Origin of the sequence: Pseudomonas sp. Irchel 3F6 (genome assembly GCF_900187595.1) — a bacterium.
Classification (GTDB): Bacteria; Pseudomonadota; Gammaproteobacteria; order Pseudomonadales; family Pseudomonadaceae; genus Aquipseudomonas; species Aquipseudomonas siliginis.
Genome location: NZ_FYDP01000003.1, coordinates 418,565 through 434,646, shown reverse-complemented (window position 1 = coordinate 434,646; position 16,082 = coordinate 418,565). Strand labels below are relative to the sequence as shown.

Annotated in this window: 10 protein-coding genes; 4 read left to right on the top strand and 6 right to left on the bottom strand. The window is 59.4% G+C overall.

All coding sequences use genetic code 11. The features are described 5' to 3' along the window. Positions 1-206 precede the first annotated feature (206 nt). The gene (locus tag CKW30_RS13525) at positions 207-2,678 is read left to right on the top strand and encodes a leucine-rich repeat domain-containing protein (RefSeq protein WP_095181057.1); all 2,472 of its coding nucleotides are present in this window, start codon (positions 207-209) and stop codon (positions 2,676-2,678) included. Positions 2,679-3,288: 610 nt separating this feature from the next. Here CKW30_RS13525 and ntrC read toward each other — a convergent pair. The 5 genes from ntrC to glnA all read right to left on the bottom strand — a co-directional run bounded on the left by ntrC (position 3,289) and on the right by glnA (position 8,913). Then, on the bottom strand, positions 3,289-4,725 hold the full coding sequence (gene ntrC, locus CKW30_RS13520; RefSeq protein WP_016772108.1) for a nitrogen regulation protein NR(I): 1,437 nt from the start codon (positions 4,723-4,725) through the stop codon (positions 3,289-3,291). Further along, complete coding sequence (gene glnL / locus CKW30_RS13515; RefSeq protein ID WP_024011230.1) at positions 4,722-5,807, bottom strand: nitrogen regulation protein NR(II); 1,086 nt, start codon at positions 5,805-5,807, stop codon at positions 4,722-4,724. The genes ntrC and glnL overlap by 4 nt, the downstream gene beginning before the upstream one ends. A 230-nt stretch (positions 5,808-6,037) precedes the next feature. Then, on the bottom strand, positions 6,038-6,661 hold the full coding sequence (locus CKW30_RS13510; RefSeq protein WP_095181056.1) for a DUF4124 domain-containing protein: 624 nt from the start codon (positions 6,659-6,661) through the stop codon (positions 6,038-6,040). Next, positions 6,658-7,170 (bottom strand): DUF4124 domain-containing protein, encoded by a 513-nt coding sequence (locus tag CKW30_RS13505; protein WP_095181055.1) that lies wholly within the window; start codon positions 7,168-7,170, stop codon positions 6,658-6,660. Before CKW30_RS13505 ends, CKW30_RS13510 begins: the two co-directional genes overlap by 4 nt. A 336-nt stretch (positions 7,171-7,506) precedes the next feature. Further along, positions 7,507-8,913: a type I glutamate--ammonia ligase gene (gene glnA / locus CKW30_RS13500; RefSeq protein ID WP_016772104.1), complete on the bottom strand. Its 1,407-nt coding sequence runs from the start codon at positions 8,911-8,913 to the stop codon at positions 7,507-7,509. Between the two features lie 327 nt (positions 8,914-9,240). Here glnA and thiI point away from each other — a divergent pair, with 327 nt between their 5' ends. After that, positions 9,241-10,695 (top strand): tRNA uracil 4-sulfurtransferase ThiI, encoded by a 1,455-nt coding sequence (gene thiI, locus CKW30_RS13490; protein ID WP_095181053.1) that lies wholly within the window; start codon positions 9,241-9,243, stop codon positions 10,693-10,695. A 139-nt stretch (positions 10,696-10,834) separates the two neighbouring features. Next, positions 10,835-12,655, top strand: a complete 1,821-nt coding sequence (gene typA / locus CKW30_RS13485) for a translational GTPase TypA (protein WP_016772102.1) — start codon at positions 10,835-10,837, stop codon at positions 12,653-12,655. A gap of 213 nt (positions 12,656-12,868) precedes the next feature. Here the strand turns inward: typA and CKW30_RS13480 are convergent, their stop codons facing one another. Further along, positions 12,869-13,306: a YkgJ family cysteine cluster protein gene (locus tag CKW30_RS13480; RefSeq protein ID WP_016772101.1), complete on the bottom strand. Its 438-nt coding sequence runs from the start codon at positions 13,304-13,306 to the stop codon at positions 12,869-12,871. Between the two features lie 259 nt (positions 13,307-13,565). Between CKW30_RS13480 and CKW30_RS13475 the strand changes: the two genes are divergently transcribed. After that, positions 13,566-16,016 carry a glycogen/starch/alpha-glucan phosphorylase gene (locus CKW30_RS13475; protein WP_041477535.1) on the top strand — a complete coding sequence of 817 codons (2,451 nt, stop codon included), beginning with the start codon at positions 13,566-13,568 and terminating at the stop codon, positions 16,014-16,016. Positions 16,017-16,082 lie beyond the last annotated feature (66 nt).

Below are 16,082 nucleotides of genomic sequence, written 5' to 3'. Positions count from 1 at the left end.
CCCTGCACAAAAGCGCAGGCTGATGACGTTCGGCCTGCCCTGCCATTCCCACATTTGCTAGCGTCATTTCCCACCGGAGCCGTCTGTTTTTCCGCTGCGCGTCAACGTTAACGCAGGCTATCGTTGGTCTTCCCAGCTAACCGGCAGGATGCCGACCCCCCCGCCTGAGCATGAATGGCGGGGCGACTTTTCAAGGATGAAAAAACATGTCAGTAAAACCACCTCGCGGGGGCAGCACCCACGTTGATACGGATGTCCACACGTTCCCGAAGCGAAGCTCGGACAAGGATTTCACAGCGGCGGATATGCCCGTCCGTGATGGCACGGTCCCGTGGGCCCGTCTCGATGATCTGAAGTCGCTTAGCACCAAACCTGGCGACGACGCAGGCCCGAATACGATCCTGCCGGCGCCGGTGGTCGAGGTTCGCCCGGCACCGGAGGTTGCTGCCATCTCTCCTGTGATACACCGGTCGCTGGAGACTTACCGGATAACATCAACCACCGAATTGCCTGACGCTGATGGCGAAGGCTTCAGGCTGTACAAAAATCGCCGTTATGTTGACGTCCCTGGCAGTGGCCTCGTTCTCGTCGCAGCTGATCCGGATACGGGATGGTATCGCGCTCGACATCCCGGCGAGTTGTACCCTTGCGGCCCATGGATGTTGCGCGATAGCGAAAGCGGCATCTGGCATCCGCACAGCGACTTCAGCACCCGCACCAACCCCCTGACCGCCCAAAGCCTGGATGGCTTTCATGCCGGGCTGGATGTCAGTGGCGCACAATCGGGCAGCGACGGCGTGATACGTCACGATGGCAAACTCTATGTGGTCATCCATGAGCAGGCGTATCAGGTGATGCAGGATCTGGATGCCTCCCGCCCGGAATACAGGGTTTGGCGCCTGGTCAAACCCAATGATCCCGTCGCTGCCGACAGCGCGAACATTTACCGCGCCAGCCTGGGCGGTGAAACCCTGGCGATCACCCGCAGCGAGCAGAACACCTGGGTTTGCATCCTCACAGGTTTGCGCGGCGGGATGGATGGCGCTGCTCAAGCACCTGCCAACCCGTTCAACTTTCACCGCCCCTGGCTCACCGGCGCAGGCCCCTCTGGGGGACAGCCGCCGGTTCTGGTTGCGACCACACGGGCACTGGTCAGACGCTATTTTGCTGATGCGACGGATCAACATGCCGATGATTTCATCGCAAGGTATGGGGAAGCGGGTGTGGCAGAAGTCGAACTCAAGCGGCTTGAGCTGGAGTTTCCTCGATTGAACCGTGAGATCACTGCCTGGGAGACGGGTTACAAAGGCCAGGACATTGCCGAACGCAGGCGCCGGCTGGCAATAGGGGCCAACGTGCGTCGGTTGTTCAAATGGCAGGGAGAGCATTCGGAAAAAGTCTACCGCGACGGGCGGCTGGTCGGTTTCAAGCTGGAGCTCGACTTGGGAAGTCGGCGCAATCTGGCGCTACCGGGTTGTTCCGTTCCGCTCAGATCCGTCGTATCTCTAGGCCTGGAAGGAAGTCCTTCGAAAAGTCTGGGAAAATTGTTCTCGATGCTTTCCCACATTGAAACCCTCGAAATCCGCAGATTCAATGGCAAGTGTCATGAACTGTTGGCCGAAATCTATAAACTCCCGGCGTTGAAAGTCCTGACGATGCAGGAAGCCAGACTATGGCTCCCGTCGGACGGCCTTGAGCATTTCACGCGATTGACCCGTTTGCGGGAGTTGAGCCTGACGCACTGCAGTATCTGGCCGCTTTTTTCAGTGCGTGGCATGAGCGAGTTGCGGGTCTTGCGCGCACGTTCCTGTGGTTTGAGTCGTCCCCCTGTCGGCCTGGATCAATGGCCCGTGGCGTCACGGTTGGAGGTGCTTGACCTGTACCATAATCCCGATTTGACAGAAGCACCTGATGTGACTCGCATGTCCGGATTGCGAGAGTTGAATCTGGCCAATACGTTCATAACCTCGCCGCCGCCCGGGCTTGGTTTGCAGAACGGTCCGTCGCGGCTGGAGATATTGAATTTGTCGGAAAGTCGGCTGGCTGTGGCGCCCTCACTGCGGGGAATGACGGCGTTGCGGGAAGTCGATCTCCACCGAACTCGTATAAGAGAATTCCCGGACGGCGTGACATCCGATATTCCCAGGACACGTTTGAATCTGGCCTATACCGCGATCAGAGCCATTCCCGAAACCATTGAGCTGAGAAAAGGGTTTGACCTGACTGGCAGTCCGATTGCCGACCCCGCTTCTCTTCGACGATTGATAGCTGCACGTCGGCAGACGGGTACCGATCTGTGGCTGGGGAGAATCGAGGCTGATTTGGCGGACAGTCCATGGCTGCACCATGTCCCCCAAACGCAACGCGCTGAAAAGTCTGCCCTGTGGGATTCATTTGTCCTTCAAGTGAACCCCGCAATGATCAAACAACTCAGAAATCTGGTGCGTACGCCGGAATTTCAGGTTGAGCGTCTGCTTTTGCAGCGCCGGTTCTGGTCGTTTATTGAAAGCTTCCAAAAGGCCAGCGTAGGTGAGCAAGAAAGTTTGCTGAACATTGCGTCTACTGAACCCAGCCCGGGGAAAATGCTGGACAGGCTGGAGGAGGAAGTAAGGAGGTTTGACCCGACATGGCAAAACCAGCCCCCACATCATGTGCCCGAGCGCCCCAGGTTCGAATAAGGGCGGGACGCATTGCGGTGTAAAAGCGGGAATCCCTGACCTGCCTGTATCAGGGTTCCCAAAAGCATGGGCTTCGCTTGCAGCGTCAGCCCGGTGTAAAGAGGGAACCCCCGGCCTGCCTGTACCAAGGATCCCAAAACGGTGGGCTCGCTGCTTTGCGCTGTGAGCCCGGTGTAAAGAGGGGAATCCCCGGCCTGCCTGTACCAAGGTCCCCGAAACGGGTGGTGAATCGAATCACCTGAGATAGATATTGCAGGCGGCGTGCCAGGTTTTGATTTGCTGTAACAAAAAATGCTTCGAAAACGCGAAAGCCCCGGAATACGGGGCTTTCGCTTATTTCAAGTCTGGGTTTTTCGGCACTGCGGAACTGGGCGATGAGAATCGGGCTCTGCGCGATCACGGGTCATCGTGCATTGATGCGGTGCACGGTGGCCCTCACCCTGACCCTCTCCCAAGGGAGAGGGGACTGACCGAGTTGCCCGGTCAAGTTACGCCGACCTGAGATACCGAGCCGAACCCAGGCCTCGAAACCACCCGAGATTGCTCCCTTCCCCCGGGAGAGGGCTGGGGTGAGGGGGATCGATCCTGAGTGCACGGCAACCCTTAAGCGTTAACCCTCTTCCCCCTCGTCATCATCCCCACCATCAACCTTCATCCCCAGTTCCTTGATCTTGCGCGTCAGGGTATTGCGCCCCCAACCCAGCAGCACCGCCGCATCACGCCGACGTCCTGCGGTGTGCTTCAAAGCAGTCTCGATCATGATCCGCTCGAACGCCGGCACTGCGCTGTCGAGCAGGCTCGACTGGCCGCGGGCCAAGGCCTGATCCGCCCACTGGCGCAGGGCCTGTTCCCAGTTGGTCACTGGCGCCGAATCCTGCGGCAGGTTGAGCAGTTCCGGCGGCAAATCGCTGATGTGCACTTCACGGCCGGAGGCCATGACGGTGATCCAGCGACAGGTATTCTCCAGCTGGCGCACGTTACCTGGCCACGGCAGGTTTTTCAGGTATTCCTCGGTCTCGCTTTTCAGCAGCTTCGGCTCGACCGCCAGTTCCTGCGCGGCGCGGCTGAGGAAGTGCCGGGCCAGGGTCGGGATGTCTTCGCGACGATCCGACAGGCGCGGGATGTGGATGCGGATCACGTTCAGGCGGTGGAACAAGTCCTCACGGAATTTGCCGGCGTGGACAAGTGTTTCGAGATTCTGGTGGGTCGCGGCGATGATGCGTACATCCACCTTGACCGGTACATGGCCGCCGACGCGGTAGAACTCGCCATCGGCCAGCACGCGCAACAGACGGGTCTGGGTGTCCGCCGGCATGTCGCCGATTTCATCGAGAAACAGCGTGCCGCCGTCCGCCTGTTCAAAACGACCGCGACGCAGGTTTGCCGCGCCGGTGAACGCGCCTTTCTCGTGGCCGAAAAGTTCCGATTCCATCAGATCCTTGGGGATCGCCGCCATGTTCAGGGCAATGAACGGCGAGGCCGCGCGTGGGCTGTGGCGGTGCAGGGCGTGGGCCACCAGTTCTTTACCGGTACCGGATTCGCCGTTGATCAGCACGGTGATGTTGGAGTGGCTCAGGCGCCCGATGGCGCGAAACACCTCCTGCATCGCCGGCGCTTCGCCGATGATTTCCGGGGTGCGGGTCAGCGCCGGCACAACCTCTAGGCCTTGCTGTTCCTGCGCATGTTGATTGGCGCGTTTGACCAGCGATACCGCTTCATCGACGTCGAAAGGCTTGGGCAGGTACTCGAAAGCACCGCCCTGATAGGAGGCGACAGCGCTGTCCAGATCGGAGTGAGCGGTCATGATGATGACCGGCAGCCGTGGGTGCTGTTCGCGAATCCGCGCCAGCAGATCCAGGCCACTGGCGCCTGGCATGCGGATATCGGAAATGATCACGTCCGGCTGCTGCCGGGCCAGACGACTCATCACGCCATCGGCGCTGTCGAAGCTCTGGGTGGTCATGCCTTCCTGCTGCAAGGCTTTTTCCAGGACCCAACGGATAGAACGGTCGTCATCGACGATCCACACGGTTTCACTACGGCTCATGTCGATGTGGCTCCTTGTTCCAGTGGCAGGAAGATCGAGAAGGTGGTGTGGCCTGGATGGCTCTCACACTCGATCAGGCCCTGGTGCTGACTGATGATGTTCTGGGTAATGGCCAGGCCCAGCCCGGTACCATCCGGGCGGCCGCTGACCATGGGAAAGAAAATGGTTTCCTGCAGTTCCGCCGGAATGCCGGGACCGTTGTCGATGATCTCGATCTTGGTCACCAGACGATGGCGGATGTGGCCGATGGTGAACTGGCGCATGGCGCGGGTGCGCAGGCTGATGCGGCCCAGGCGCAGCTCGTTCTGGCTGCTGATGGCCTGCATCGCGTTGCGCACGATGTTCAACACCGCCTGAATCATTTGCTCGCGGTCGATCAATACGTCGGGAATGCTCGGGTCGTAATCACGCACCAGGGTGATGCAGCCCTGGCTTTCGGCTTCGACCAGATGGCAGACGCGTTCGAGCACTTCGTGGACGTTGCACATGGCCAGCGATGGCAGTTTGTTCGAGCCGAGCATGCGATCGACCAGATTGCGCAGGCGGTCGGCCTCTTCGATGATCACATTGGTGTAATCGCGCAGGCTTTCTTCCGGAAGCTCGCGGGCGAGCAATTGCGCCGCACCACGGATGCCGCCGAGGGGGTTCTTGATCTCGTGGGCTAAACCGCGCACCAGCATCTTGCTGGTTTCCTGCTTGGACAGCTGCGCCTCTTCCTTGGTGATCCGCAGCAGGCGATCACGCGGGTGCACTTCAAGCAAAAGCAAAGTCTCGCCGTTACTGAGAATCGGCGTCACCGCGTAATCCACGGTCAGCGTCTGGCCGGTGAGGGCGGTGAGCATCGCTTCACGCTTGGTGAACGGGTGCGCCTGCTCCACGGCCTGACGCAGGGAATTGAGCGCCTCGGGGGATTCGGTGAACAGCTCGCTGATGAACTGGCCGTGGCTGCGCTGACCGCTGACGGCCAACAGCATCTCCGCCGCCGGGTTCATGTACTCCAAGCGCAGTTCGGCGTCGAGCAGGATGGTCGCCGTGGTCAGGTTGTCGAGCAGCAAACGGTGAATAGCGTCGCTTATGGTCATCTGGACCCCTTTTGGAGCAAGGCGTGCGCGAGAACAAAGCGCTGATGTCGGGAAAATGCAAAAACCAAACCAAGGCTCCGAAAAGAAGCGTTTAAGCCCTGAAACAGGCGTTTGACGCGCGTTTGTATGGCACGAAGCCAGCTCAAACGGGAAGTTTCGAACCAAAATGGGTTGGGTTGTGGGCGAGATGCAGTTTAGTGCACCAATATAGTGCGCGCGGCTGGCGGAGGTTAAAAGAAGCGCAGGAATGGATTTTTCGGCTCTTCAGGTTTGTCCTTGAGCGGGCACTCCGGGCGCACGCCATAGTCGTCGGGAACGCAGGGTTTGACCTGACGTTTCTGCGCGAGGGAAATGCGCAGCATGTGGAACGGCTGATTGGCGGTGCGTTCCACGGTACGTCCGGCGGCGTCGAGGATTTCGATCGAAAGGCTGTGGCTGCCGCGATCGATATTGCTCAGCGCAAATACCGGGCTGACGCCGGGCTCGCCAGTGGCCTTGCCATCCAGCAGCAGGCGATAACGATGGCCGCTTTGCAGGCCCGGTTCGCTGGTGACGCTGACGATCAGCTCGCCGGCGCTGCTGCGCAGAGTGGCATCAGGCTCCGGGATCAGAATGCGCAGCATGTCGTAGTGAAAGGGCGCTGGTTCGGCGGATTTTTTCGCTGTGGTGATCGGCGCTGCGGTGTTGGCAGGGACAGCCATGCGATTGCTCGTCGCGATCGGCACTCGCTTGGCGTTGGCGCGCGGCTGATCGGTATAGACGCGGTTGCCCTGTGCGTCGACATAGGTAAAGACCTCCGCCAAGGTGTACGTCGACACCAGCGCCAGAATGAGTGCCAGCCCCGCGCGGATCATGGCGTATGCACCCGTTGCACGGTGAAGGCGGCTGGCGGGCTCTGCTGAACGACGCTTTGGCCGTCGATCACTTGCACGGCCAGGCGATGCTCGCCGCGATCGATGTTGACCAGTTGCAGAACCGGCACGTTGCTCGGCTGGCCATAGGGCTGGTCGTCGAGTAGCAGCCTTAATTGATGCGGCGGTTGCAGACGCGGCTTGATCAGAACATTGACCGTAAAGGTGCCGTTGTTGGCGCGCAGGGCCTCGTCAGTGGGCAGGCCGGCGAGCTCGAGGATTTCATAGGCGTTGCGCGCTGGTTGCGGTGCTTCGGGGCGGGGTGATTGCGGCGCACTCGGTGCTTGCGGCTCGACCCGATTGAGTGGCGGCAACTCGACCGGTTGCGCCTGCACGCCGTCCGGCGGCTGATTGCTGTACGCCGTGTTGCCGTTGGCGTCGGTGTACTTGTAGATCTGCGCGGCGGCGGGCAGGGCGATCAGCAGCAGAATGTAGAGAAGCGTGCGACCCATGAAATCGACCGGGGTTGGAAACTGTGGGTAGCAGCATAGGACAGGTGGGGCGGTTGGCCAAAACCGTTAATAACTGGAATTGAAAAGACTGGTAGCCAAAACATGGATTGTTCCCATGCTCTGCGTGGGAATGCCTCCTGGGACGCTCCGCGTCCAGTGACGCAGAGCGTCACGGGCTGCATCCCACGCGGAGCGTGGGAACGATCAAACGATCCATGACCCACCGCCTTCGCGAGCAGGCTCGCTCCCACATGGAAAATGCGTTGCGCCGGGCAATAAAAAAGGCCTCCCGAAGGAGGCCTCTTTTGTCACGCCGCTTTACGCAGCGCTACCGGATCAGCAGCTGTAGTACAGCTCATATTCCAGTGGGTGCACGAAGGTGCGAACCTTGATTTCTTCTTCCGATTTCAGCGCGATGTAAGCGTCGATGAAGTCGTCGGAGAACACGCCGCCCTTGGTCAGGAACGCGCGGCCCTTGTCCAGCTCTTCCAGGGCTTCTTTCAGGCTGCCGCAAACCTGTGGAATCTCTTTCGCCTCTTCAGGCGGCAGGTCGTACAGGTTCTTGTCGGCGGCATCGCCTGGGTGGATCTTGTTCTGGATACCGTCCAGACCGGCCATCAGCAGTGCTGCGAAGGCCAGGTACGGGTTGGCAGCCGGATCCGGGAAGCGTGCTTCGATACGGCGGGCTTTCGGGCTCGACACGTAAGGAATACGGATCGAAGCGGAACGGTTCCGAGCCGAGTAGGCCAGCATTACCGGAGCTTCGAAGCCTGGCACCAGACGCTTGTAGGAGTTGGTCGCCGGGTTGGTGAAGCCGTTCAGGGCCTTACCGTGCTTGATGATGCCGCCGATGAAGTACAGAGCGGTATCGGACAGGCCGGCATAGCCTTCACCTGCGAAGGTGTTCTTGCCGTCTTTCCAGATCGACATGTGTACGTGCATGCCCGAACCGTTGTCGCCGTACAGTGGCTTCGGCATGAAGGTCGCGGTGCGGCCGTAAGCGTCGGCAACGTTGTGCACAACGTATTTCAGGGTCTGAACTTCGTCGGCCTTCTTCACCAGGGTGTTGAACTTGACGCCGATTTCGTTCTGGCCGGCAGTTGCCACTTCGTGGTGGTGAACTTCAACCGACTGACCCATTTCTTCCAGTGCGTTGCACATGGCGGTACGGATTTCGTGGTCGTGGTCGAACGGTGGAACCGGGAAGTAGCCGCCTTTCACGCCTGGACGGTGACCCTTGTTGCCGCCCTCGATGTCCTGGTCGGACATCCACGAACCTTGCTCGGAGTAGATCTTGAACATCGAGCCGGAGATGTCCGACTTGAATTTCACCGAGTCAAAGATGAAGAACTCAGGCTCCGGACCGGCGAATACGGTGTCACCGATACCGGTGGCTTTCAGGTGCTCTTCGGCGCGCTTGGCGATCGCACGTGGGTCGCGATCGTAGCCCTGCATGCTCGAAGGCTCGATGATGTCGCACACCAGAATCAGGGTTGGGTCTTCGGTGAACGGATCGAGCACGGCAGTTTCGTCGACCGGCATCAGGATCATGTCGGAGGCTTCGATGCCTTTCCAGCCGGAGATGGAGGAACCGTCGAACATCTTGCCGACTTCGAAGAAGTCGTCATCCAGCGCATCGCGAGCCGGCATGGTCACGTGGTGCTGAGTGCCTTTGGTGTCCGTGAAGCGCAGATCAATCCACTTGACGTCATGATCTTTGATGAGTTGAACCGACTTCGACATAGTGTCCTCCGGGTGAATTAGGGCGGGTAGTGGATGCCCTTAATAATGGTGATGCCGGCGCGAATACTCTGCCAAGGCAACCTGCCTCACAAGGGAGCAAATTGCATGCCAGTGCCCCAGCATGGGTTTTTTGCCCCAAATTCACGCTTATTAAGGCGTGCGAGGTTCTGAATCGACAAATCCCGCCCCTTAATGTTGCGTTTAAATTCATAAATGACCTGTTTTGGTGCAAGCAAAACCTTCTGCACATTAACTGGTTAAACCTTGAGCAATTTCCGCTATAATCCGCCCCCCCCTTTTTCGGCTGGCCGTTCGCGCGCTGTTTTCATGAAACTTATCGTAAAAGTCTTCCCCGAGATCACCATCAAAAGCCGACCTGTCCGGACGAAATTCATCCGCCAGTTGGCCAAGAACATCCGCACCGTGCTCCGTGACCTGGACCCGGCCGTGGTGGTGAACGGCGTGTGGGACAATCTCGAGCTGGAAACCCGCGTTACCGACCCCAAAGCCTTGAAAGAGATCGGCGAGCGCCTGACCTGCATGCCGGGTATCGCGCATTTTCTGCAGATCGACGAGTACCCGCTGGGCGACTTCGACGACATCACCGAAAAGTGCAAACAGCACTACGGCGATGCACTGGCCGGGAAGATTTTCTCGGTGCGCTGCAAGCGCGCAGGCAAGCATGCCTTCAGCTCGATGGACGTGGAAAAATACGTCGGCAGCAAGCTGCGTCGTGAGTGCGGTGCGGCCGGAATCGACCTTAAAGCACCGCAAATCGAAGTCCGTATCGAAGTTCGCGACAAACGGTTGTTCGTGATTCACAGCCAGCACAACGGCATTGGCGGCTACCCGCTCGGCGCGTTGGAGCAGACGCTGGTATTGATGTCCGGCGGCTTCGATTCGACCGTGGCGGCTTACCAGATCATGCGTCGCGGCCTGATGGCGCACTTCTGCTTCTTCAATCTTGGCGGGCGTGCCCACGAATTGGGCGTGATGGAAGTCGCGCACTTCATCTGGAAGAAGTACGGCAGCTCGCAACGCGTGCTATTTGTCAGTGTGCCGTTCGAGGAAGTGCTGGGCGAAATTCTCGGCAAAGTCGATAACAGTCATATGGGCGTGGTTTTGAAGCGTATGATGTTGCGCGCCTCGTCCGAGATCGCCGAACGCCTGCACATCGATGCACTGGTGACCGGTGAAGCGATCTCCCAGGTGTCGAGCCAGACGCTGCCGAACCTGTCGGTGATCGACTGCGTGACCGACAAGCTGGTGCTGCGGCCGCTGATCGTCGCGCACAAGCAGGACATCATCGACACCGCCAACGAGATCGGCACCGCCGATTTCGCCCGGCACATGCCGGAATACTGCGGCGTGATTTCGGTCAACCCCAAGACCGCCGCCAAGCGTGGCCGGGTTGAGCACGAAGAGAAAGAATTCGACATGGCGGTACTCGAGCGTGCGCTCGCCAACGCCAAACTGGTGCCGATCGATCGGGTAATCGACGAGTTGGGCCAGGATTTGCAAATTGAAGAAGTCAGCGAAGCGCTGGCCGGTCAGATCGTCATCGACATCCGCCACCCGGATGCCGCCGAGGATGACCCGCTGGAGCTCGCCGGCATAGAGGTACAGACGATGCCGTTCTATGCAGTGAACGCACGTTTCAAGGAACTGGACCCTACTCGCCAGTACCTGCTGTATTGCGACAAAGGCGTGATGAGTCGCCTGCATGCCCACCATTTGCTCAGTGAGGGGCATGCCAATGTGCGCGTTTATCGACCGAGCTAAGTGCCCGGGGCTGTTTGCCTGTGGCCTGCGTCACCGGCCCCCCGACACCGCCGTCAAGCTGTAACGGCCATGCCGGACACTACTGCTAATCGCTGCCATGACTTGTCAGCAAACCGAATCCTCTGATCGAGATACACAAGTGATCGAAAATCTACGCAACATCGCCATCATTGCCCACGTTGACCACGGTAAAACCACCCTGGTAGACAAACTCCTGCGTCAATCCGGCACCCTGGAGCGCAACGAGCTCAACGACGAGCGCGTGATGGACTCCAACGACCAGGAAAAAGAGCGCGGTATTACCATTCTGGCGAAGAACACCGCCATCAACTGGAACGGCTACCACATCAACATCGTGGACACCCCGGGCCACGCCGACTTCGGCGGCGAAGTTGAACGCGTAATGTCGATGGTCGACTCCGTTCTGCTGCTGGTTGACGCTCAAGACGGCCCTATGCCGCAAACCCGTTTCGTGACCAAGAAGGCTTTCGAAGCCGGCCTGCGTCCAATCGTGGTCATCAACAAGGTTGACCGTCCAGGCGCGCGTCCGGACTGGGTTCTGGACCAGATCTTCGACCTGTTCGACAACCTCGGTGCTACCGAAGAACAACTGGACTTCCAGGTTGTTTACGCTTCGGCCCTGAACGGTATTGCCGGTCTGGACCACACCGCCATGGCGGAAGACATGACTCCGCTGTACCAGGCAGTAGTCGACCACGTTCCGCCTCCGGCCGTTGACCGTGACGGTCCGTTCCAGATGCAGATCTCCGCTCTGGACTACAACAGCTTCCTGGGTGTTATCGGTGTTGGCCGTATCGCTCGTGGTCGCGTCAAGCCGAACACCCCGGTTGTCGCTATCAGCGCCGACGGCAAGCGTCGCAACGGTCGTATCCTGAAGCTGATGGGTCACCACGGTCTGCACCGCATTGACGTTGACGAAGCAGCAGCCGGCGACATCGTCTGCATCAGCGGCTTCGACGAGCTGTTCATCTCCGACACTCTGTGCGATATCAACACCGTCGAGGCGATGAAGCCGCTGACCGTTGACGAGCCAACCGTGTCCATGACCTTCCAGGTAAACGACTCGCCATTCTGCGGTAAAGAAGGCAAGTTCGTGACCTCCCGTAACATCAAGGATCGTCTGGACAAAGAGCTGCTGTACAACGTTGCACTGCGCGTTGAAGAAGGCGACTCGGCTGACAAGTTCAAGGTTTCCGGCCGTGGTGAGCTGCACCTCTCGGTACTGATCGAAACTATGCGTCGCGAAGGCTTCGAGCTGGCCCTGGGCCGCCCTGAAGTGATCATCCGTGAAGTCGACGGCGTGAAGCAGGAACCGTTCGAAAACGTCACCATCGACATCCCTGAAGAATCCCAGGGCAAGGTCATGGAAGAGATGGGTCTGCGTAAGGGCGACCTGAGCAACATGGTGCCGGATGGCAAGGGCCGTGTTCGTCTGGAATACAACATCCCTGCTCGCGGTCTGATCGGTTTCCGTAACCAGTTCCTGACCCTGACCAACGGTGCTGGCATCCTGACCTCGATCTTCGACCGTTACGCTCCAGTGAAGTCGGGCCACATGTCCGGCCGTCAGAACGGCGTTCTGGTTTCGGTTGAAACCGGCAAGGCTCTGACCTACTCGCTGGAAACCCTGCAGGCTCGTGGCAAGCTGTTCGTAGAACACGGCCAGGAGATCTACAACGGTCAGATCGTTGGTCAGAACAGCCGCGACAACGACCTGGGTGTCAACCCAACCAAAGGCAAGAAGCTCGACAACATGCGTGCTTCGGGTAAAGACGAAACCATCGCTCTGGTTCCACCTGTTCGCTTCACCCTGGAACAGGCTCTGGAATACATCCAGGAAGACGAGCTCTGCGAAGTCACGCCTAAGTCGATCCGTCTTCGCAAGAAGATCCTCGACGAAAGCGAGCGTACCCGCGCTGCCAAGAAAGCCAAGGCGTAATCCAGCCCTGGAATAGAAAACGCCCCCGGTCGCGAGACCGGGGGCGTTTTTGTTTGTCTGGCGTTTAGCGATATTTGTGCTGGCCCCATCGCTGGCAAGCCAGCTCCCACAGGGTTTTGGGTCGTATATAAAATATGTGTTCGACCACAATCATTGTGGGAGCTGGCTTGCCAGCGATGGCGGCCGGTCAGCCGCTGAAAATCTCAAGGCCGATCAAAATTTGTCGATGGCCCGGAAATTCTGCACCCGCTCGACTTCTTTCGGCTTATAAGCGCAATACCCCGGCCGCGGCCCGATCTTCGGGTGGTTGCGGCAGGTGTCCGGGCGCTTGTCATAAATGGTGCACAGGCGGGTTTTACGATCCAGGTAATAGCAGTCGTTGTTGCTCATGCGCTGCAGGGTGAAGATCCCCGACTTCTGATTGAAGCGCTCGACCAGACCTTCCTTTTGCAGACGCTTGGCGATGTTCTTTGGCGGATCGCCCAGTTCGAACTCGTCGACCACACCGATGCGCACCAGATCCTTGATCTTCACTTCGACCGGCAGCGTGCAGCAGCTGGACATGCACGAGCCGCACATCGGCGCCGAGTATTTGGCCCACGTATCGAGACGATCAATCTCGGCGGCGGCGATCAGGTTGGGCTTCATCATCGGGAGTTACCAGGCGTGTATGCATCAGGGCGCGCGATCATACCGGGAGCGGTGGAATTTTGAACAACCTTTCGCCGGATATTTTCGCAACGACTGCAATTTGCCCGACAGGACGGCACGGCCCCTGCATTCATTGGCTCATCCGCCAGGGTTATGTCGGACTGGTGCACAGTCCGCGCAAATACTGCCGAACCAGAGCCGTTACCGCCGGTCAGACCGTCTAGGCTCAGAAAATTCCCGCTCGCTCGAGGTCCTGTTGATGACTCAAGAACCACTAGTTCGCGAAGCAGAGGTGGCCGCGTTCCGCGACGCCGTCCTGACCAAACTCACCTACGCCGTGGGCAAAGACCCCGATCACGCCTTCGACCATGACTGGTTCGAAGCCATTGCCCTGGCTGCGCGTGATCACATGGTCGAACACTGGATGGACCACACCCGGCAGATCTACCGCAAAGGCCAGAAGCGGGTTTATTACCTCTCGCTGGAATTTCTCATCGGCCGCCTTCTCTACGACAGCCTGAGCAACCTTGGGCTGCTCGACGTCGCCCGTGAAGCGTTGACCGAACTGGGCGTCGATCTGGAGCGCATCCGCTTGCTGGAGCCTGACGCGGCGCTCGGCAACGGCGGCCTCGGTCGGCTCGCGGCGTGCTTCATGGAAAGCATGTCGACCCTCGGCATCGCCGGCCATGGCTATGGCATTCGTTATGAGCATGGCTTGTTCCGTCAGGCGATCGTCGATGGCTGGCAACAGGAGCAGACCGAACACTGGCTGGATTTCGGCAACCCTTGGGAATTCGAACGGCCGGAAGTGGCGTACCCGATCGGCTTCGGCGGCAGCGTCGAAACCGTCACCGATGCCTCCGGCAAGACTCGTCAGGTCTGGTCGCCGGCGGAAACCGTGCGCGCAATTGCTTATGACACGCCGGTGGTCGGCTGGCGCGGAGCGAGCGTCAACACTCTGCGCCTGTGGCGTGCCCGCGCCATGGAAGACCTGCACCTGGAACGCTTCAACGCCGGTGACCACCTGGGCGCCGTGGCGGAAGTGGCTCGCGCCGAAAGTATCTCCCGCGTCCTTTATCCGGCCGACAGCACCGAAGCCGGGCAAGAACTGCGCCTGCGTCAGGAATACTTCTTCGTCGCCGCCTCGCTGCAGGATCTGCTGCGCCGTCACCGCAACATGCACACCTCGGTGCTGACCCTCGGTGATCACGCGGCGATCCAGCTCAACGACACTCACCCGTCAATCGCCGTGGCAGAACTGATGCGCCAACTGGTCGACGTCTACGACGTCGCGTGGGACGCAGCATGGCAAGTCACCGTCGACACGCTGTCGTACACCAACCACACGCTGCTGCCGGAAGCGCTGGAAACCTGGCCGGTCGGGCTGATGGAACGCATGCTGCCACGGCACATGCAGATCATTTACCTGATCAACGCGCAGCACATCGATTCGCTGCGGGCCAAGGGCATTCACGACTTCGACGTGTTGCGCGCGGTGTCGCTGATCGAAGAAGACAACGGCCGCCGGGTGCGCATGGGCAACCTCGCGTTCCTCGGTTCCCACAGCGTAAACGGCGTGTCCGGTCTGCATACGCAGTTGATGCGCAAAACCGTATTCGCCGAACTGCACAAGCTCTACCCGGAGCGGATCAACAACAAAACCAACGGCATCACCTTCCGCCGCTGGCTGTATCAGGCCAACCCGGAACTGACCTCGATGCTGATCGACGCTCTCGGCCCGGATGTGCTCGACCATCCCGAAGAGCGCCTGCTCGAACTTGAACCGTTCGCCGAGAAAACCGCGTTCCGCAAAGCCTTCGCCGAGCAGCGTTTGCACAGCAAGAAGGCGCTGGCCTATCTGATTCACGAGCGCCTCGGGATCGCGGTCAACCCGGCGGCGATGTTCGACGTGCAGGTCAAACGTATCCACGAATACAAGCGTCAGTTGCTCAACCTGATGCACACCGTGGCGTTGTACCAAGCGATTCGTGCCGAGCCGGAAGTCGACTGGGTGCCACGGGTCAAGATCTTCGCCGGTAAAGCGGCGGCGAGTTACCACCAGGCCAAGCTGATCATCAAACTGACCAACGACATCGCTCGGGTGGTGAACAACGACCCGACCGTGCGCGGCCTGCTGAAAGTGGTGTTCCTGCCCAACTACAACGTCAGCCTGGCCGAAAGCATCATTCCGGCGGCGGATTTGTCCGAGCAGATTTCCACCGCCGGTTTCGAGGCGTCGGGCACCAGTAACATGAAGTTCGGCCTCAACGGCGCGCTGACCATCGGCACCCTCGACGGTGCCAACGTGGAAATGTGCGAGCGCATCGGTGCCGAGCACATGTTCATCTTCGGTCTCAGCGCGCAACAGGTTGAAGCGCGCAAGCAGAACCACGAGTTCAGCGCCGTACCCGACATCGCCGCCTCCCATCGTTTGAACGATGTGCTGCAAGCGATTCGCAGCGGTGTGTTCTCGCCGGACGATACCTCGCGTTATACCGGGCTGATCGACTCGTTGATCGACTATGACCGCTTCCTGGTCTGCGCCGACTTCGATTCCTACTGGGAAGCGCAGAAGCGTGTCGATGCGCACTGGCACGACTCGCAGAACTGGTGGCGTTCGGCGGTGCTCAACACCTCGCGGATGGGCTGGTTCTCTTCCGACCGGACGATTCGCGAGTACGCCACGGATATCTGGAAAGCGCTGGAGTAACTTTCCCCGACAAATCTGCGCAAGGCCCAACGTTTGTTGGGCCGGATCGATATACTGAGCGCCGGT